Here is an 18,529-nt window from a genome sequence, read left to right as displayed (position 1 = left end):
TTGGCGTCCGTGTCGACCACGGTGATGTCGTTTTCCTCGCGGGCGAGGTGCTCCGCCAGGGTGCCGCCGACCTGGCCGGCGCCGAGAATGATGATCTTCATCAGGGGAAAAACCCACTTAAGCAACGAGAGGCTTGATAGTCACCTATCCGTGGGGAAGCTGTCGAGGGCGCCCGGCCCCCAACCTCGCTCAAAACGCCTTGAATGGCGTTTTTTTACGCCTTTTTAACGCCTGAGGCCCCAAACGGCATCGAATTTTTACGCCTGCTCTTCTTATGCTCGTCGGGTCAATCACAGGAGGCGTATTGATGAATATTGTACTGCTGATCATCGCGACGGTTACGGCCACGTATCTGTTCTACGCATTAATCTGCCCCGAGCGTTTCTAGGAGATCGCCATGAACGACATGATCGCCATTTACGCGCTGGTGGCACTGCTTGGCGTGCCGCTGGGGCTCTACATGGGGCGGGCGCTGGGGAGCAGGCGAACCCGGATGGATGCGCTGTTCGCCGTCATTGAAACCCCCATCTACCGCCTGGCAGGTATCGACAGCCATCAGAGCATGACCTGGCAGGCCTATGCGCTGGCCGTCCTGAAGCTCCATGCAGGGCTGATCCTGCTGGCCTGGCTGGTCTTCATGTTCCAGGGCATGCTGCCGCTGAACCCGGACGGTATCGCTGGCATGCCCTGGGATACCGCGCTGCATACGGCGGTATCGTTTGCGACCAACACCAACCAGCAGCACTACTCGGGGCAGGCGCAGCTTTCGCACCTGAGCCAGACGCTGGCGATTGTCACGCTGCAGTTTCTGACCCCGGCCACGGGGCTTGCGGTGCTGGTGGCCATCGCGCGCACGCTGTTGATCAAGCGCGGCGCCAGCGTGCTCAAAGGCGTGGGCAACTACTACCAGGACCTGACCCGCGGCGTGGTACGCGTTCTGCTGCCCCTGGCCGTCGTGGTGGCGCTGCTGCTCACCTGGCAGGGCGTACCGGCAAGCTATCAGGCGGCGCCTCAGGTTGAAATGCTGGATCCCCAGGTCGAGGAGATACAGTCCATTCCGCTCGGGCCGGTGGCCTCCATGGTCGCCATCAAACAGCTGGGCACCAACGGTGGCGGCTGGTACGGACCCAACTCCAGCGTGCCGCTTGAAAACCCCACGCCGCTTGCCAACGTGATTGAAACCGCCTCGCTTACGCTGATTCCGGTGGCGCTGCTGTTTGCCATTGCCCTGATCAGCGGTCGCCGGCGGCTCATGCTGGGGGTGGGGGCGGTGATGCTGGTGTTCTCGCTCGTCTCCACCTCGGTGGTGGTCTACTCCGAACGGATGCCCAACGTCGCGCTTGCCGAGCTTTCCCAGCCCGGGGCCAACCTGGAGGGCAAGGAGCTGCGTTTCGGTACGGACCTTTCCGCGCTGTGGGGCAGTTGGACCACCCAGACCTCCAACGGCTCGGTCAATGCCATGCACGACAGCTTCAACCCCATGGGCGGCATGATGCTGCTGATGGACATGTTCGTGAACGTGACCTTTGGTGGCATAGGGGTGGGGCTGATTGGCTTCTTTCTCTACCTGATGCTGGCCGCCTTTGTCGGCTCACTGATGGTCGGCCGGGCACCGGAGCTTTTCGGCAAGCCCCTGGAGACCCGCGAGATGCGCTGGATTTCCCTGGCAATTCTGGCCCAGCCGTTGGTCATTCTGGGGCTTTCGGCACTCACGGTGGCCATGCCTGGCGCCGTGCAGAACTCGAATCCCGGCTTCCATGGCCTGTCCCAGGTGCTCTACGAATTTACCTCGGCATTTGCCAACAACGGCTCCGGTTTCGAGGGGCTGGGTGACGCCACGCCCTGGTGGAACCTTGCCTGCGTGGTGGCGCTTCTGGTGGGGCGTTTTCTGCCCATGCTGGTGCCTCTGGCGGTGGCCGCGTGGCTGGCGGGCAAGCGCGCGGCGCCTGCTGGCCGGGGCACGCTTCCCATGGACAGCCTGGCGTTCATGGGCCTGACCGCCGGGGTGATCGTGATTGTCAATCTGCTGGGCTTTTTGCCGGCGCTGGTGCTGGGCCCCATTGCCGAAGCCGTCGTGCAGGGCTTCTAGGAGAAACGAGATGTCAGATACACCGTTAGTCAACAAGCCACGCCGTTCGCTGCCCGTGGGGCAGGTGGTCACCGGCGCGATCAAGGGTCTGGCGCCGCAGCTTCTGGCCCGCAATCCCGTCATGGCCGTGGTCGCCATTGGCACCGTGGTGTGCTTTGCGCTGACCCCCGTGGCCTTTGCCCAGGGTGAAAACGGTGGCTTTGCCCTGACCATTGCGCTGCTGCTGCTGGCCACGGTGCTGTTCGCCACCGGCGCGGAGTCGCTGGCGGAGTCACGCGGCAAGGCGCACGCCGGGGCACTGCGCAAGACCAAGGGGGAACTCACCGCGCAGAGGCTCGATGCCGATGGCTCGACCCACCCAGTGTCCGCCGATTCCCTGCGCCGCGGCGATAGGGTGAAGGTGATGGCCGGTGAGCTGATTCCGGCGGATGGCGACATCGTCGAAGGCGCGGCGTCCATCAACGAATCCGCGGTGACCGGCGAGTCCGCCCCGGTACTGCGTGAAGCCGGTACCGATAACAGCGGTGTCAGCGCAGGTACCAAGGTGCTGTCGGATCAACTGATCATCGAGGTGAGCGCCAATCCCGGCGAGTCGCTGCTGGATCGCATGATTGCCCTGGTCGAAGGTGCCAGCCGCCAGAAGACGCCTTCGGAGCTGGCGCTGTCGGTGCTGCTGGCCATGCTCACCCTGGTGTTTCTGATCGTGGTGGTGACCCTGGTGCCCATGGCCGCCTTCGTCGGTGTGGAAACGTCCACGGTGATGCTGGTGGCGCTGCTGGTGTGTTTGATTCCCACCACCATCGGTGGCCTGCTGCCGGCCATCGGCATTGCCGGCATGGAGCGCGCCCTGCGCGCCAACCTGGTGGCCAAGTCGGGCAAGGCCGTCGAGATTGCCGGCAGCATCGACACGCTGCTGCTGGACAAGACCGGCACCATTACCCTGGGGGATCGCCGCGCCACGGAGTTTGCCCCCTGCCAGCAGGTATCGCGCCAGCGCCTGCGCGACGTGGCATTCTTGACTTCACTGGACGACCCGACCCCGGAAGGCCGCTCGATTGTCGCGCTTGCCACCGAGCAGGGCGTGGATAGTCAGCTCAGTGAAGAGGCCGATGGCGCCACGTTTGAAGCCTTCAGCGCACAGACCCGGCTATCCGGCGTTGACCTGACGAGCGGACGCACGCTGCGCAAAGGGGCACCCAACGCCATCGCCGCCTGGGTGACGGCGCAGGGCGGCGAGATACCCGGCGACTACGATCAGGTGATTGCGCGTATTTCCCGAGACGGCGCCACGCCCATCGCCGTGGCCGAAGGCAAGCAGCTGCTGGGCGTGGTGGCACTGTCTGACGTGATCAAGAGCGGTATTGCAGAGAAGTTTGCCGAGCTGCGCGCCATGGGCATCAAGACGGTCATGATCACCGGCGACAACCCGATCACCGCCTCGGCGATTGCCGCCACGGCAGGGGTGGATGACTACATTGCCGAGGCGACGCCGGAGCGCAAGCTGGCGCTGATTCGCGAAGAGCAGGCCAGCGGCCGCCTGGTGGCCATGGTAGGGGACGGCACAAACGATGCGCCCGCGCTTGCCCAGGCGGATCTTGGTCTGGCGATGAACTCGGGCACTCAGGCCGCCCGCGAAGCCGCCAACATGGTGGATCTGGATTCCGACCCCGGCAAGCTGATCAGCGCGGTGGAAATCGGCAAGCAGCTGCTGGTGACGCGCGGAGCGCTGACCACGTTTTCGCTGGCCAACGATGTCGCCAAGTACTTCGTTATCCTCCCGGCGCTGTTTGCCGCGAGCATTCCAGCGCTTGGCGTGCTGGATGTGATGAATCTGCACTCGCCCACTTCGGCGGTGCTGGCCGCGGTGCTGTTCAATGCGCTGATCATTCCGGCACTGATTCCCTTCGCCCTGCGCGGGGTGTCGGTCAAGGCGGCCTCGGCCACGGAGCTTCTGCGTCGCAATCTGCTCATCTATGGGCTTGGCGGGCTGCTGCTGCCGTTCCCTGCCATCAAGCTGCTGGACATGCTGATCGCCCTGTTCCTTTAGGAGAAACATCGATGGAAACTGTCGAGAACGTCGAGCAAGAAACGTTACCTGTGGAAGACGAGGCCCTTCAGACACGCGCCTCGTGGAGCAGCGCGCTGCGCTTTCTGGCCGTGATGGCCGTGCTCCTGGGCCTTGCCTACCCCCTGGCCACCACCGCCGTCGGCGGCTGGCTGTTTCCGGAACAGGCGGGGGGCAGCCTGCTGCGGGACGCCTCGGGAAGGGTCATCGGCTCCCGCCTGGTCGCCCAGACCTTTGTGGGCAATGAATACTTTATCGGCCGACCCTCTGCCGCAGGTAACGATGCGGCCAGTGTATCCGGCTCCAATCTGGCACCCAGCAACGTGGCGCTGCGCGAGCGGGCTGAAGCCGACGCCCAGGCCATTGCCCGGCGTGAAGGTGTCAGTGTCGATCAGATACCTGTCGATCTGATTACCGCCTCCGGTTCCGGGGTTGACCCGCATATTTCGCCGGAAGCCGCCAGGCTCCAGGTGGCAAGGGTAGCGCAGGCACGCCAAATCGACGAAGCTAGCGTGACCGCGCTGCTTGAGCCTGCCCTTGAGAATACCGGCTGGCTGGGGGCGCCGGTGATCAACGTGCTGCGTCTGAACGCAAGCCTTGATGAACGCTACCCGGCTGCACCGGGGGCTGACTCGGCAGCAAACGATACCCCTTCAAACACCGTGGAGTGACACGATGTATTCAGCGGATCCGCGGCCCGATCCCGATGCATTACTCAAAGCCGCGCGCCGGGAGGCGCGCGGCTGTTTGCGTGTATTCCTGGGCGCCGCTCCTGGCGTCGGCAAGACCTACACCATGCTGCGCACCGCGCGTGAGCGTATGGAAGAGGGCGAGGATATCGTGATCGGCGTGGTGGAGTCCCACGGGCGTGCCGACACCGAGGCGCTGTGCGAGGGGCTGGCGCGCATTCCGCTTTCGCCCCTGCAGCACCACGGACGAACGTTTCACGAGTTCGATCTCGATGCCGCCCTGGCGCGGCGCCCCGGCATTCTGCTGGTGGATGAACTCGCCCATCGCAATATCCCCGGCAGCCGCCACGCCAGACGCTATCAGGATATCGAGGAGCTTCTGGAGGCGGGCATCGACGTGTGGACCACGGTCAACGTCCAGCATCTGGAGAGCCTCAATGACGACGTCGCCCGGATTACCGGCATTCGCATGCGCGAAACCGTGCCCGATACGCTGCTCGAGCGCGCCCGCGATGTATCGCTGGTTGACCTCACGCCCGAAGAGTTACTCGAACGTCTAAGGCGTGGCAAGGTGTACATCCCCGAGCAGGCCCGGGCCGCCATGGAGGGGTATTTCAACGAGTCGAACCTCAACGCGCTGCGCGAGCTGGCCATTCAGACCATGGCCGAGCGGGTCGATGCTGATGTAAAGGTGGCCATGGACGCCGGCGGGCGGGCGGGGCCCTGGCCGGTCAGGCCGCATCTGGTCGTGGTCATCAACGGCGGTGACGAGGATATATCGCTGGTGCGCGCGGCCCATCGGATGGCCGAGCGGCGCCTGGCGGTGTGGCGCGCCGTCTATGTAGACAAGGGTGCCGACAGCGCCGAGCAGCAGTTGGCGGTCGAACAGACCTTCAGCCTGGTGACCCGATTGGGCGGTGATTCGCTACGCCTGCAGGGGCAAAGCCAGCTGGGGGAAGTGGTCAATTACGCCCGCGCCATCAATGCCACTACCATCGTGGTGGGGCGCGAGGTCAGGCGCCGTGCATGGCCATGGTCGCGGCCGCTGGCTCAGCGGCTGCTGGCCCGTGCCGAGGCATTCGATATCGTCGTGGTGGCAAAGGGAGGCGGCAACCGCCGTCGGCCGCTGCGTCACCTGGGTTTACGGCTGCGTCCTCCTCAATTCATCGCCACCAGCCTGGGCGTGGCGGCGTCGCTTGGCGTGGCGCTTTTGCTGGAACCCTGGCTGGAGCTTGCCAATCTGTCGCTGGTGTTTCTGGCCGCGGTCCTGTTCAGCGCCGTATGGGCAGGCACCACCATGGCCATGTTCAGCGCCGTGGCCGGTTTTCTGGTGTTCAACTTCTTCTTTACCCAGCCGCGCCTGACCTTTGCGATGGTGGAGCGCGGCCAGCTGCTGACGGTGGTGCTGTTCTTTCTGGTAGCCCTGGTGGTGGGCCAGCTTGCCGGACGCGGGCGTCAGCGGCTGATGGCGCTGCGCGCAAGCCGCGACCAGACCCGGCTGCTGCTGCGCTACGCCGAGCAGCTCTCCATGGCGACCGATAGCAAAGGCGTTGCCAAGGTAGGGGTGGATACCCTGGTGGACTGCTTTGCGGTGCCTACCGCCTTTCTCGAGAGTGCCGAAAGTGCCAGCGAAGTGCGCGTAGTGCACGCGCTGCCGGCTTCCGAGCACCTGGACATCACCGCTCGTCAGGCCGCGGTATGGAGCTGGCAGCACCAGAAACCCAGCGGTCGAGGCACCCAGACGCTCAGCCAGCAGGCCTGGCGCCTGACGCCGCTGACCGTGCAGGGGCAAGGCGTGGGCATGTTGGCGCTCAAGCTGTCGGCGGCTCCCAAGGCCTTGAGTCACGAGCAGGAAGCGCTGATGGATACCCTGGTGCGCCAGCTCAGCATGGCGCTGGAGCGTACCCGCCTGGTGTCCGAGCTCAACGCCACGCGGGTGTCCGAGGAGAACGAGCGGCTGCGCTCGGCGCTGCTGTCATCGGTCTCCCACGATCTGCGCACGCCGCTTGCCTCGATCATCGGGGCGACCAGCTCGCTGATCGAACTCAGGCCACAGCTCAGCGACAGTGACCAGCGCGAACTGCTCGACGGTATTCTGTCCGAAAGTGAGCGCCTCAACCGCTACATCCAGAACCTGCTGGACATGACGCGTCTGGGCCACGGCACGCTCAAGCTCGAGCGTGACTGGGTGGCGTTCGAGGACCTGATCAACTCGGCGCTCAAACGCCTGGGGCACTCCTTGAAGCACGTGACGGTGCGCCGGTCCTGGCCCGCGTCACTGCCGCTCTTGTACGTTCATCCGGCGCTGATCGAACAGGCGCTGGTCAACGTGCTGGATAACGCCCAGCGATTTTCACCGCCGGGTGGGGAGCTTTCCATCAAGGCGCATCTGCGTGAAGGAGAGCCCGCGACGCTGGTAATCACCATCGAGGATCAGGGGCCGGGCATTGCTCATGATCTGCGCGAGCAGGTATTCGACATGTTCTACAGCGGTGGCGACGGCGACCGCAGTGCTCACGGCAGTGGCCTGGGGCTTGCGATCTGCCGTGGCATGATTGGCGCCCACGGGGGCACGATCAGTGCCGATACTGCAGAAAGCGGGCGGGGCACCGCCATCATCATTACCCTGCCGCTATTGGAGACCGACACAAGGAGAGCCGATGAAGAGTGAAGGCAGCACACGCATACTGATTGTTGACGACGAGCCGCAGATCCGGCGTTTTCTGCGCATCAGTCTGGCGTCCCAGGGGTACTCAGTAATCGAAGCCGAGAACGGCGAGCAGGCGCTGGGCGCGGTGTATACCCAGGCGCCGGACGTGGTGCTGCTCGATCTGGGGCTGCCTGACATGGACGGCCATGAGGTGCTGCGCGGCATCCGCGAGCACAGCAGCGTGCCGGTGATCGTGGTCTCCGTGCGCGACCGTGAAGAAGAGAAGGTCAGCTCGCTGGATAACGGTGCCAACGACTACGTGACCAAGCCGTTCGGCATTCAGGAGCTTCTGGCGCGTATCCGCGCCGTGCAGCGTCAGGCGCTGCGGGCGAAGGGCGAGGCGGTCGCCAGCTGCTATACAAGCCAGGGGCTCACCATTGACCTGGAGCTTCGCCGGGTAGCGCTGAACCAGGTGCCGGTGCACCTTACTCGCAAGGAGTTCGCGGTGCTGGCCCGCCTGTGCCGCTATGCGGGCCGGGTGGTGACCCAGACCCAGCTACTCAAGGAAGTGTGGGGCCCGACCCACGTGGACGATACCCACTACCTGCGCATCGTGGTCAGCCGGCTGCGCCAGAAACTCGGCGACGACCCCCAGACGCCGGTACTGCTGCAGACCGAAGCTGGCGTCGGGTATCGGCTTCTGGTGGAGCCCGTGCGCGCGCACGCCATCTAGCGACGCCAGAACATCGGTGTCATCAGTACCACCACGGTGAGGATTTCCAGGCGGCCCATCAGCATGCCGATGCACAAAAGCCATTTCGCCGCATCCGGTAGGCTGGTGAAGTTGCCGGCGGGCCCAATGGTATCGCCAAGCCCCGGGCCCACGTTGGCCACCGCCGTGGCCGCGCCGCTCAGCGCCGTTACCAGGTCCAGCCCCAGTGCGGAAAGCCCAAGCGCCAGTGCAGCAATGGTGATGAAGAAGAAGAAGGAAAACGCCACCACGCTTCTGGAGATATCGCTGGTAACCGGCTGCTGGTTATAGCGCGTGGTAAAGACACCGTTGGCATGAATCAGATAGCGCAGCTGGTTACGCAGCATCAGCATGGCAATCTGGAAACGGAAGATCTTCATGCCACCGCTGGTGGAGCCGCTGCAGCCCCCGACAAAGGTCAGGTAGAAAAACGCCACCACCGGCAGCGACCCCCACAGCGTGTAATCATCCGACGCGTAGCCGGTGGTGGTGACAACGGAAATCACGTTGAAGGTAACGTGGGTGAGCGACACGAACCAGTGATCGCCCTGAAGCACTCGCCAGGCGCTGAGGATCAGGATCGCCGCCAGCAGCAGCTTCAAGAGCCCGCGTACCTGCTGATCCTTCCACAGCGCGCTGCGTGAGGTACGGATAAAGCGAATATACAGTACAAAGGGCAGCGCGCCGCTGAGCATGAAGGCGCTGGCCATCCACAAGAGCCAGGGCTTTTCCGCATAAGCTCCGAAGGAGGCATCGGAGTTGGCAAAGCCGCCTGTCGAGAGCGATGACATGGCATGCACAATGGCGTCCAGCGGGCGCATGCCGCCTAGCCAGTAGCAGATCATGGCCAGTAGGGTCAGAGCCACATAGATGCTCAAGGTGGCCTTGGCAATGCCGCCTGTTCGCGGCATTACCTTGTCCGACCAGTCGGAGGACTCGGTATGAAAAAGCCGCATGCCGCCCACTTTCAGAAACGGCAGAATGGCGATGCCCATCACGATAATGCCAATGCCGCCCATCCACTGCATCAGGCCTCGCCACAGCTTCAGGCCGTCAGAAAGATGCTCGATGCCCACCATCACGGTGGAGCCGGTGGTGGTAATCGCCGAAACCGACTCAAACACGGCGTTGGTAATGCTCAGTTGCGGCGCCCCCAGAATCAGCGGCAGGCTTGCAAACCCGGTGATGCTGACCCAGCTCGACGCAGTCAGAACGAACATCTGCCAGGGTCGCAGTTCAAGCGATACACCGCGGGTCAGCAGCCAGGCGAGAAGCGTCGCCCCCACCACAATCACGATGGACAGGCCAAAGGCGGCGGCGTCCGGGTCGCCTTCCAGAAGCAGCACAAGCCATGGCAGGGTCATGAACATGGCCAGCACCAGCCAGAGTACCGACATGATCTTGAATATTTGCGCCCAGTTTCGATACGTTTCCTGATAGTGAAGCCGGCCGGGAAAAATGGTCATTGATCCGCTCTTGAGTTGTGCCAAGGTTCAATTGGTTATCACACCACGACTTTTGGTTGACGTCCGTAAAATTCTTCTAAAAAAACGGCTTTTAGAGCAACCGATAGTGGGGCCTTCAGGCGCAAAGACCGGACGCTTTTGCCGTCGCTCTCTTGTGCAGCGAGGCGGTAGCGACGATAGAGGAGAGGGCGTAAAGTGAATATGAAGAAAGTTAAGCAGGTGGCGGCCACCGATATAATCGCTGACAAAAACGATATTGTGGTTTTTTTGTAGTAAATTTACATATAATGTTGCGCTATTGGCCGCTTTTTAGATAGGTTTTAGGTAATCTAACCACAAAAGTGGTTTGGCGATATATAGGAGCAGAGATGAGCAAGTCATATGCCTCCCCAGGCGCCCCATTAGGCGGACGTGATCATGCCATTGATTTGGCGCTGTTCGGGGCGTTGGGCGACCTTGCCATGCGCAAGCTGTTTCCTGCCTTGTACCACTTGGACCGTGAAGGCCTGATGCCGGAAAGCACGCGTATTCTGGGGCTGGCACGCCAGGAGCACGATGTAGCGGCTTTTCGCCAACAGGTAAGCGGTGCGCTGCGCAAACGGCTCAAGGATAGCGAGGTAGATGAAACGAGTATCGAGCGTTTTCTCGAGCGCCTGGACTATCGCCAGCTTGATTTCACCACGGCTGAAGGGTACGACGCCATTCGCCAGTGGCGTGAAGGTGCCGAACGCCCCATGGTGGTTTATCTGTCCGTGGCTGCGCGTATCTACGGCGATATCTGCCACAATCTGCATGCCAGCGGCAGCCTGGATGACAATACTCGGGTCGTGGTGGAAAAACCCATCGGCTACGACCTTGAATCCTCCGAACAGATCAACGACGCCATCGGCGCCGTTTTCCCCGAGTCACGGGTGTATCGTATCGATCATTACCTGGGCAAGGAAACGGTTCAGAACCTGATAGCGCTGCGGTTCGCCAACCCCTTGTTCGGTACCCAGTGGAACCAGAACCATATCTCCCACGTGGAAATTACCGTGGCCGAGAAGGTCGGCATCGAAGGCCGCTGGGGCTACTTCGATGACGCTGGCCAGCTCCGCGACATGGTTCAGAATCATCTTCTGCAGTTACTCTGTCTGATCGCCATGGACCCGCCTTCCAATCTGGATGCCGATGCCATCCGCGATGAAAAGGTCAAGGTGCTCAAGGCGCTCAAGCCATTTACCGGCGAGGCGCTGGGCCGGGATGTGGTACGCGGCCAGTACATTGCCGGCACCAGCGATGGTCAGTCCGTGCCGGGCTACCTGGAAGAAGAAGACGCCAATACCCAGAGCCAGACCGAAACCTTCGTGGCCATGAAAACCGAAGTGGCCAACTGGCGCTGGGCAGGCGTGCCGTTCTACCTGCGTACCGGCAAGCGCATGCCGGAAAAGCTTTCCCAGATCGTCATTCACTTTCGCCAGCAGGCGCACTACATCTTCGACCCCGACCAGCGCGGCATTGCCTCCAATAAGCTGATCATTCGCCTGCAGCCGGAAGAGGGGATTGCGCTTCAGGTCCTCACCAAGGATAGCGGCCTGGACAAGGGCATGCGCCTGCGCCCCGGCCCGCTGCATCTGGACTTCAACAGTGCCTTTCCCAAGTCGCGGATTCCCGATGCCTACGAACGGCTGCTGCTGGAAGTGATGAAAGGCCAGCAGTACCTGTTTGTGCGCCGTGACGAGGTCGAGCACGCCTGGCGCTGGTGTGATCAACTGATCGAGGGCTGGCAGGCGCGCGAAACGCCGCCCCGGCGCTACCCCGCCGGTTCCTGGGGGCCGGTGGCATCCATTGCCATGATTACCCAGGATGGCCGCAGCTGGTACGAGGATTACTGATATGACACAGGCACGTCAAAAGCTTGCCGAGCAGCTGGCCGAAGCGGTAGCGAAGGCCCTCGATGAAGATCTAGGCCATCAGGAACGCGTGCTGCTGATCGTTTCCGGCGGCTCGACGCCGGTGCCCTTTTTCAAGGCCCTGGCGGCCAAGCCGCTTGCCTGGGAGCGGGTCGATATTACCCTTGCCGACGAGCGCTGGGTGGATGCCGAAAGCCCCGACAGCAACGCAAAGCTGGTGCGCGAGAACCTGCTTCAAGGTAACGCGGCCGCTGCGCACTTCGTGCCGCTGACCTCGGGTGCTTCGACCCCGGAGGAGGGCGTGGAGGAAGTGGCCGAGCGCACGGCAGGGCTTGCCTGGCCGGCAAGCGTGGTGATTCTGGGGATGGGCGGTGATGGCCACACGGCGTCGCTTTTCCCGGATAGCCAGGAGCTGGGTCTGGCTCTTGCCACCGATGAGCCGCTGGTCGCGGTGCGCACGCCCAGTCAGCCTCAGCCGCGCATTACCTTTTCTGCAGGCCGCCTGCATCAGGCGAGCCGGCATATTCTGCATATTACCGGTGACGACAAGCGCACCGTACTGGCCAATGCCCTGAACGGTGATGATGTCCGGCAACTGCCTATTCGCGCTTTTCTATCCTGCCCGCTGGCGATTTACTGGGCGCCATAACGATCATCCAACAACAGGTTACCTGGAGACACGCCATGTCCATTGATAAACAGCTGCCCTCAACGCGCACCGCCGAACTCGACAGCATCTGCCATAAGGCGGAAGTGATTCCGGTCATTACCATCGAGCGTCTTGAAGACGCCGTGCCGCTGGGCAGGGCGCTTGTCGAAGGCGGTTTGAGCGTACTGGAAATTACCCTGCGCACCGACTGCGCGCTCGAAGCCATCAAGCGCATGAAAAAAGAGCTCACCGGCGCCAGTATTGGTGTGGGCACCGTGCTGACACCGGCCCAGTACCGTCAGGCCGAAGAAGCAGGCGCGGATTTTGTCGTGACGCCGGGCGCGACCGAAGCGCTTTACCGCTATGGCGTTGAGAGTGCTGTGCCCATGCTGCCGGGGGTTTCTACGGTATCGGAGCTGATGACCGGCTGGCAGTATGGCTACCGCCGGTTCAAGTTCTTCCCCGCGGAATCCAGCGGTGGCGCCAAGGCGCTCAAGGCCTTCGGTGCACCCATCCCCGGCGCACAGTTCTGCCCCACGGGTGGCATTACCATCGATAACGCCGAATCTTACCTGTCGTTGCCCAACGTGATGTGTGTGGGCGGTTCCTGGCTTACGCCCAGCAAGCTGGTCGAGGCCGAAGACTGGGACGGCATTCGCAAACTGGCGCAGGAAGCTGCCGAACGCTTCCATCGCTAAAGGCGCACTGTATGGATGCTGCCGGGCAGGGTTCTCCTGTCCGGTTTTTTATGGGCTGAATCCGGGAAATTACGACCAAAGATGGATAACAGGTTAATCATTCACTCCATTAAACTTATTGCCAATATGTCAGACATTTAGGTGCATTCAGCCTAATATCCATAAACCACTTACAAGAAGATGGAGCAGCTCATATGCACATGCTCACCCTGGCGTCTTTTCTGTTTTTTACGGGGCTTGTCGCGTTCATCACCTGGCGCATTACGCACCGGGATGATCACTCAAGTACCAGCGGCTACTTTCTGGCCGGGCGTTCGCTGACCTTTCCGCTGATTGCCGGTTCGCTGTTGATGACCAACCTTTCCACCGAGCAGATGGTCGGCCTCAACGGTGCCGCCTTTGCCGACGGCCTGAGCGTCATGGCCTGGGAAGTGGTGGCGGTCATTGCCCTGGTGGCGCTGGCGCTGTTTTTCCTGCCGCGCTTTCTGAAAAGCGGTATCGCCACGCTGCCTCAACTGCTGGAAATCCGCTTTGATAAAGACACGCAGCTGATCACCAACATCATCTTCTTGATCGCCTACGCGGTGATCCTGCTGCCCATCATTCTCTACTCCGGCGCCATTGGCCTGCAGGGCATGCTGGATCTGCAGGGGCTGACCGGCATTGAGTCCTCCACCACGCTTTTATGGCTGACGGTGTGGATCGTGGGCATCATTGGCGCGGTTTACGCCCTATTCGGCGGGCTGCGTACGGTTGCCGTATCCGACACGCTCAACGGTATCGGCCTGCTGGTCGGTGGTTTCGTGATTGTCTATTTCGGCCTGCAGGCGGTCAGCGGGGGCACCGGCATCATGGAAGGCTGGAGCATTCTCAAGGAGAGCGACCCGGAAAAGCTCAACTCCATCGGCGGGTCCGAGCAGCAGGTGCCGTTCTTCACCCTGTTTACCGGGGTCTTCCTGATCAACCTGTTCTACTGGAGCACCAACCAGCAGATCATCCAGCGTACCTTTGCCGCCAAGAATCTGGCCGAAGGACAGAAGGGCGTGCTGCTGACCGGCCTGTTCAAGCTGCTGGGACCGCTTTACCTGGTGCTGCCGGGCATCATCGCCTATCACCTGTATGCCGACCAGGGCGTGCGTGCCGATGAAGCCTACGGCCATCTGGTGTTTAACGTGCTGCCGCCTTACCTGACCGGATTCTTCGCCGCGGTGATGGTCGGGGCCATTCTCTCCTCGTTCAACTCGGCGCTCAACAGCACCACTACCATCTTCAGCCTGGGCATCTATAAAGGCGTGCTGAACAAGGACGCCACGGAAGCGCAGGTGGTCAAGTCCGGCAAGGTGTTTGGCTGGATCATGGCGATCATCACCATGATCATTGCACCCCTGTTGGCCGGGCAGGATAGCCTGTTTGGCTACCTGCAGAAGATGAACGCGATCTACTTCATCCCCATTCTGGCCGTCGTGCTGGTGGGCCTTCTGACCAAGCGCGTCCCACCCATGGCTGCCAAGATTGCTCTGGTCGGCGGCTGCCTGCTGATCGCCGCGGGCTACTTTGTACCGCCCTTTACACTGTTGCCCCAGGTGATGCACGAGTTCCACTTCGTGGCCCTGGTGTTCGCACTGCTGGTAGTGACCATGCTGATTATCGGTAAGCTTCGACCCCGTGAAACCGACTGGGTGCAGGAGCACACTGGCGATGTCGACCTGACCCCCTGGAAGGGCGCAGTACCGGCGGGCATCGTGCTGGTGGTGCTGGTGATCGTGATGTACATAAGCTTTGCGGGTTAATTCATGAGCTGAATGACCTGAGCTTTACATCGAGCTGTAAAAAAGCCCCGCGAGCGCAATACTCGCGGGGCTTTTTGATGGGTTACGGATCGTAACCGAACGCCTGCTGGCTAGACCAACTGCAAAGACGGCTCGGCAAGGCCGGCAATGCCGGTTTCTACCCGATAGAGCGAACCTGCGGTGGGCGTTTCGGCAAGTTTTTCCAAGCTCAAGCCTTCCCGGGCCGTGGTGATGTACAGCGTTTCGAGGCCAGCGCCTGCAAATACCGGGCAGGAGGGCTGGTCAACCGGCAGCTCGATACGCCCGATTATCTGGCCCTGGGTATCCAGGCGAACCACTTCACCGGCACCCCAAAGCGAAAGCCAGATACAGCCTTCGCTATCCATTACCGCGCCATCCGGGCTGCCGGAATAGGCAGAAAAGTCGGCAAAGCATTCGGGCTCGCCCACGGGCCAGCCGTTTTCGTCCAGCGCCCAGCGCATCACCTGTCCGGTAGGCGTATCGGTGAAGTAGGCGCTTTGGGCATCGGCTGAAAAGCAGATCGCGTTGGGAATGGTCAGCCCGGTACGCAGAGTGACAAGCTCGCCGCGATGCAGCCGGTAAAGGCTGCCCGCACCATGCTCGGCGTTCTTGCCCATAGTCGAAAGCCACAGGCTGCCGTGATGGTCCACGCGCGCATCGTTGCTGCGTGTGACCGGATTGTCGGCTTCGAAATCGCACAAGGGCGTTTGGGTCTGGCGCTCGGTGTCGAAAAGAACGAGGCTTCGCTCACCGACGAGCAGCAGCCGGCCGTCATTCACGGGCGCTGCGCAGGAAACCATCTGGTCGAGCGCTACGCTTGCATGGCTATCAGTGGCAGGGTCAAGCCAGTGCAGGTGCTTGCCTAAAATGTCGCACCAGTAGAGCCGCTTTTGTGCGGCGTGCCACTGCGGGCCTTCACCCAGCTCGCAGCGTGAGTCCACGCAGAGCTCGGCCTGCCAGGTGGAAGCATTCATGCGTGCTCTCCCGCCTCCCAGGCGGCAACCAGCGCCTGGGCCTGGCGGCCGACTTCTTCAGGTGTCTGGCCCGGTTTGTAAAGCGCGCTCCCAAGTCCTGCACCATCAATACCCGCCGCCCGCCAGGCGGCAAAGTTGTCGACGCCAACGCCACCCACCGCGTACAGCAGCGTGCCGGTTGGCAGCACTGAGCGCATTGCCTTCATGCCTTCGATGCCTACCTGCACGGCAGGGAAGAGTTTCAGGCCGGTGGCGCCTGCGTCTATCGCATCAAAGGCTTCAGATGGGGTCATGATTCCCGGCCAGCTGGCCATGCCCAGATGACGCGTCTCCTCAATCACGCTGGGGCGGCAGTTGGGCGATACGATCAGGCGTCCGCCAACGTCATGTACTTCGCGCACCTGCTCGGGAATAAGCACCGTACCGGCACCAATCACGGCGTGTTCACCAAAGGCTTCAGCCAGCATGCCGATACTGGTGAACGGGTCGGGGGAATTGAGCGGCACTTCAATATGGGTAATGCCTGCGGCAAGTACCTCGCGGGCAATGTCTATTACTTCGTCGGGGGTTACGCCGCGCAGAATCCCTATCAGTGGCAGTGTCATAATACCTCTCCATGGTGAGTTAGCGCCCCGTGGGCAAGGCGCAGGCCGGCCAGCACGGCGCTGTCGCCATCCAGGTGTGTCGCTGTGCAGCCAATGGCTTCCAGCGCCACGCGGTAGCGCCGGCAAAGTGCCGGGTTGCCGATCAGTGTAACCGGTTCCTCCTCAGGCTGCCCCTGGCAGGCGCCGCTCAGCTCGAGCCCTATGGCTAGCCCGGAAAGCCTGGCGGCCAGAACCGCCGCGCGGGCGCTGCACGACGGCAGGCGGCTATCCAGCAAGTCCTGGGCACGCAGCCCGAACAGGCGGCTGCTGAAGGCTTGAGGGGCGGCGTGAATCTCGGCCACGGCGCGCGTGAAGGCGTCGTGGCAGGCAGGCTCGTCAAGATCGTCACTGCCTACCGAGTGCTTGAGCACTGACTGATTCGCCAGCAACTGATAAAGCTCGCCGGTAAGATACGTGGTGAACCGGGTGACCGCACCCGATTCAAGCGTGGCCCATTTGGCATGAGTGCCGGGCAGGCAGACAAGCCCTGAAAAATCGGGCTTCTCGGCGACCAGCCCGGCAAGCTGGGTTTCTTCGCCGCGCATGACATCAAAGTGCTGTGCGGCGCTGCGCGTCTGGCTCAGCCCAGGGAGCAGGTGAACCCGAAGCCGCGTGCCTTCAAGGCGTGGCGCAACGGCGCCCTGGCTGAGCTGATGCAGGGCGCTAGGCACCGGCAGGTAGGCCGCTTCCCGCCAGCCCTGGCGGGCGCCTGCCATGCCGCATACCACTACGTCAAACTGGCCACTGGCCGGTAGCCATGGGCTTACCAGGCGCTCAAGTTCGGCTTCGTAGGCATCCGGCGTCAGCGCCAGCATGCCTTTATCGCTGCCGGCCTGGTTGATGATCTGACCTTGCTCGTCCATCGCCCAGGCGCGCAGGTTGCTGGAGCCCCAGTCCACCGCAATCCAGGCAAGCTCGCGCCCTGGTGCGTCATCGCTGTGCATTTGGCTGCTCTCCTTGTCGCGGTTTACCACTCGGCAATCGAGCCATCATCGTGGGTCCATACCGGGTTCCGCCAGCGGTGGCCGGTCTTGGCGCGCTCCTCGACAAAGGCTTCGTCGATCTCGACGCCCAACCCCGGTCCTTGAGGAATGGCGCAGAAGCCGTCGGTGATGCTCAGCGCCGTCTTATCCACCAGATAATCCAGCACGTCATTGCCCTGATTGTAGTGAATGCCCATGCTCTGCTCTTGAATGAAGGCATTGTGGCTTACCGCATCGAGCTGGAGCGAGGCGGCAAGGGTCAGCGGCCCCAGCGGGCAGTGGGGGGCAAGCGCCACATCATAGGCGGAGGCGAGCGCGGCGATCTTTAACCCCTCGCTGATGCCGCCGCAGTGGGAAATATCCGGTTGGATGATATCGATCATGCCGTCCTGGAGCAGATCGCGGAACTGAAAGCGCGTGTGCAGCCGCTCGCCGGTGGCCAACGGATAGCCCAGCCCGCCGGCAATATCCTTCAGGCAGGGCAGGTGCTCAGGCGCCACCGGCTCCTCGACGAACATCGGGTGAAACGGCTCCAGTTCACGCAAGAGCGCCTTGGCCATGGGGCGGTGCACGCGGCCGTGAAAGTCGATGCCGATGCCGACATCCGGACCCACCGCTTCGCGCGCTTCACGCACCCGCGCCACGGCTTCGTCAACCTTGCGGTGGGAGTCGACAATCTGCATTTCCGGAGTGCCGTTCATCTTGAACGCGGTAAAGCCTTTCTCGACCAGCGCCTTGGCGCCTGCACCCACGTCGCTGGGTCGGTCGCCGCCGGTCCAGGCGTACATGCGCATCTTGTCGCGCACCGCGCCGCCCAGCAGCTGGTGCACGGGTACGCCCAGGTCGCGCCCCTTCAGATCCCACAGCGCCTGATCGATACCGGCGATGGCGCTCATCAGAATCGGACCACCGCGATAGAAACCGGCGCGGTACAGCGTGTTCCAGAGATGCTCGATACGGTGCGGGTCCTGGCCGATCAGGTAGTCGGCAAGCTCATGCACGGCGGCTTCCACGGTAGCCGCCCGGCCTTCGATGACCGGTTCGCCCCAGCCGTAGCAGCCTTCGTCGGTCTCGATTTTTAGAAACAGCCAGCGCGGCGGTACTTGCCAGGTTTTAAGGCGGGTAATTTTCATGCGGTGCGTTCCTCATGGTGGGCCGTGAAGCGGCG

General features: G+C 62.3%; 16 protein-coding genes. 10 read left to right on the top strand and 6 right to left on the bottom strand.

Annotated elements, in window-relative coordinates; genetic code table 11:
- Positions 1-101: NAD-binding protein (locus B0H98_RS16475; RefSeq protein WP_146130238.1), on the bottom strand; the 101-nt coding region annotated here is incomplete at its 3' end.
- A gap of 173 nt (positions 102-274) precedes the next feature.
- Between B0H98_RS16475 and B0H98_RS17340 the strand changes: the two genes are divergently transcribed.
- Genes B0H98_RS17340 through B0H98_RS16445 form a run of 6 tightly spaced genes read left to right on the top strand, consistent with a single transcriptional unit; the run spans position 275 to position 8,226 of the window.
- Positions 275-388, top strand: coding sequence for a potassium-transporting ATPase subunit F (locus tag B0H98_RS17340; protein WP_208623638.1), 114 nt, complete (start codon positions 275-277; stop codon positions 386-388).
- 9 nt (positions 389-397) lie between these two features.
- Entirely contained in the window at positions 398-2,089 is a 1,692-nt protein-coding gene (gene kdpA / locus B0H98_RS16465; RefSeq protein WP_106376158.1) for a potassium-transporting ATPase subunit KdpA, read from the top strand.
- Positions 2,090-2,099: 10 nt separating this feature from the next.
- On the top strand, positions 2,100-4,136 hold the full coding sequence (kdpB, locus tag B0H98_RS16460; RefSeq protein WP_106376157.1) for a potassium-transporting ATPase subunit KdpB: 2,037 nt from the start codon (positions 2,100-2,102) through the stop codon (positions 4,134-4,136).
- Positions 4,137-4,147: 11 nt separating this feature from the next.
- A complete protein-coding gene (gene kdpC, locus B0H98_RS16455; RefSeq protein WP_106376156.1) occupies positions 4,148-4,825 on the top strand; it encodes a potassium-transporting ATPase subunit KdpC in 678 nt (225 codons plus the stop codon).
- Between the two features lie 4 nt (positions 4,826-4,829).
- Positions 4,830-7,514, top strand: coding sequence for a sensor histidine kinase (locus tag B0H98_RS16450; RefSeq protein WP_106376155.1), 2,685 nt, complete (start codon positions 4,830-4,832; stop codon positions 7,512-7,514).
- A complete protein-coding gene (locus B0H98_RS16445) occupies positions 7,504-8,226 on the top strand; it encodes a response regulator (protein ID WP_106376154.1) in 723 nt (240 codons plus the stop codon). Before B0H98_RS16450 ends, B0H98_RS16445 begins: the two co-directional genes overlap by 11 nt.
- On the opposite strand, the gene B0H98_RS16440 is transcribed toward B0H98_RS16445, so the two are convergent.
- Positions 8,223-9,710 carry a TrkH family potassium uptake protein gene (locus B0H98_RS16440; protein ID WP_106376153.1) on the bottom strand — a complete coding sequence of 496 codons (1,488 nt, stop codon included), beginning with the start codon at positions 9,708-9,710 and terminating at the stop codon, positions 8,223-8,225. The two genes, B0H98_RS16445 and B0H98_RS16440, sit on opposite strands and share 4 nt — an antisense overlap.
- 368 nt (positions 9,711-10,078) lie before the next feature.
- Here B0H98_RS16440 and zwf point away from each other — a divergent pair, with 368 nt between their 5' ends.
- The 4 genes from zwf (at position 10,079) to B0H98_RS16420 (ending at position 14,739) form a co-directional block, all read left to right on the top strand.
- Positions 10,079-11,584: a glucose-6-phosphate dehydrogenase gene (zwf, locus tag B0H98_RS16435; protein ID WP_106376152.1), complete on the top strand. Its 1,506-nt coding sequence runs from the start codon at positions 10,079-10,081 to the stop codon at positions 11,582-11,584.
- A 1-nt stretch (position 11,585) separates the two neighbouring features.
- Entirely contained in the window at positions 11,586-12,251 is a 666-nt protein-coding gene (gene pgl, locus B0H98_RS16430; RefSeq protein ID WP_106376151.1) for a 6-phosphogluconolactonase, read from the top strand.
- A gap of 35 nt (positions 12,252-12,286) precedes the next feature.
- A complete protein-coding gene (locus B0H98_RS16425; protein ID WP_106376150.1) occupies positions 12,287-12,949 on the top strand; it encodes a bifunctional 4-hydroxy-2-oxoglutarate aldolase/2-dehydro-3-deoxy-phosphogluconate aldolase in 663 nt (220 codons plus the stop codon).
- A gap of 194 nt (positions 12,950-13,143) precedes the next feature.
- Positions 13,144-14,739 (top strand): solute:sodium symporter family transporter, encoded by a 1,596-nt coding sequence (locus B0H98_RS16420; RefSeq protein WP_106376149.1) that lies wholly within the window; start codon positions 13,144-13,146, stop codon positions 14,737-14,739.
- 110 nt (positions 14,740-14,849) lie between these two features.
- On the opposite strand, the gene B0H98_RS16415 is transcribed toward B0H98_RS16420, so the two are convergent.
- The 4 genes from B0H98_RS16415 to dgoD are packed head-to-tail and all read right to left on the bottom strand — an operon-like array spanning position 14,850 to position 18,494.
- Positions 14,850-15,734 (bottom strand): SMP-30/gluconolactonase/LRE family protein, encoded by an 885-nt coding sequence (locus B0H98_RS16415; RefSeq protein WP_106376148.1) that lies wholly within the window; start codon positions 15,732-15,734, stop codon positions 14,850-14,852.
- Positions 15,731-16,339, bottom strand: a complete 609-nt coding sequence (locus tag B0H98_RS16410; protein WP_106376147.1) for a 2-dehydro-3-deoxy-6-phosphogalactonate aldolase — start codon at positions 16,337-16,339, stop codon at positions 15,731-15,733. The genes B0H98_RS16415 and B0H98_RS16410 overlap by 4 nt, the downstream gene beginning before the upstream one ends.
- Positions 16,336-17,322 (bottom strand): 2-dehydro-3-deoxygalactonokinase, encoded by a 987-nt coding sequence (locus B0H98_RS16405; RefSeq protein WP_106376146.1) that lies wholly within the window; start codon positions 17,320-17,322, stop codon positions 16,336-16,338. The genes B0H98_RS16410 and B0H98_RS16405 overlap by 4 nt, the downstream gene beginning before the upstream one ends.
- A gap of 23 nt (positions 17,323-17,345) precedes the next feature.
- A complete protein-coding gene (dgoD, locus tag B0H98_RS16400) occupies positions 17,346-18,494 on the bottom strand; it encodes a galactonate dehydratase (protein ID WP_106376145.1) in 1,149 nt (382 codons plus the stop codon).
- Positions 18,495-18,529: the final 35 nt, after the last annotated feature.

Source organism: Vreelandella songnenensis, from assembly GCF_003002925.1.
Taxonomy (GTDB): Bacteria; Pseudomonadota; Gammaproteobacteria; order Pseudomonadales; family Halomonadaceae; genus Vreelandella; species Vreelandella songnenensis.
This window is presented reverse-complemented; position numbering and strand designations above follow the sequence as displayed.

What these genes read in the sequence shown, in the direction of transcription:
- B0H98_RS17340 (WP_208623638.1), top strand. Translation starts at nt 275, where the DNA reads ATGCTCGTCGGGTCAATCACAGGAGGCGTATTGATGAATATTGTACTG.
- kdpA (WP_106376158.1), top strand. Translation starts at nt 398, where the DNA reads ATGAACGACATGATCGCCATTTACGCGCTGGTGGCACTGCTTGGCGTG.
- kdpB (WP_106376157.1), top strand. Translation starts at nt 2,100, where the DNA reads ATGTCAGATACACCGTTAGTCAACAAGCCACGCCGTTCGCTGCCCGTG.
- kdpC (WP_106376156.1), top strand. Translation starts at nt 4,148, where the DNA reads ATGGAAACTGTCGAGAACGTCGAGCAAGAAACGTTACCTGTGGAAGAC.
- B0H98_RS16450 (WP_106376155.1), top strand. Translation starts at nt 4,830, where the DNA reads ATGTATTCAGCGGATCCGCGGCCCGATCCCGATGCATTACTCAAAGCC.
- B0H98_RS16445 (WP_106376154.1), top strand. Translation starts at nt 7,504, where the DNA reads ATGAAGAGTGAAGGCAGCACACGCATACTGATTGTTGACGACGAGCCG.
- B0H98_RS16440 (WP_106376153.1), bottom strand. Translation starts at nt 9,710, where the DNA reads ATGACCATTTTTCCCGGCCGGCTTCACTATCAGGAAACGTATCGAAAC.
- zwf (WP_106376152.1), top strand. Translation starts at nt 10,079, where the DNA reads ATGAGCAAGTCATATGCCTCCCCAGGCGCCCCATTAGGCGGACGTGAT.
- pgl (WP_106376151.1), top strand. Translation starts at nt 11,586, where the DNA reads ATGACACAGGCACGTCAAAAGCTTGCCGAGCAGCTGGCCGAAGCGGTA.
- B0H98_RS16425 (WP_106376150.1), top strand. Translation starts at nt 12,287, where the DNA reads ATGTCCATTGATAAACAGCTGCCCTCAACGCGCACCGCCGAACTCGAC.
- B0H98_RS16420 (WP_106376149.1), top strand. Translation starts at nt 13,144, where the DNA reads ATGCACATGCTCACCCTGGCGTCTTTTCTGTTTTTTACGGGGCTTGTC.
- B0H98_RS16415 (WP_106376148.1), bottom strand. Translation starts at nt 15,734, where the DNA reads ATGAATGCTTCCACCTGGCAGGCCGAGCTCTGCGTGGACTCACGCTGC.
- B0H98_RS16410 (WP_106376147.1), bottom strand. Translation starts at nt 16,339, where the DNA reads ATGACACTGCCACTGATAGGGATTCTGCGCGGCGTAACCCCCGACGAA.
- B0H98_RS16405 (WP_106376146.1), bottom strand. Translation starts at nt 17,322, where the DNA reads ATGCACAGCGATGACGCACCAGGGCGCGAGCTTGCCTGGATTGCGGTG.
- dgoD (WP_106376145.1), bottom strand. Translation starts at nt 18,494, where the DNA reads ATGAAAATTACCCGCCTTAAAACCTGGCAAGTACCGCCGCGCTGGCTG.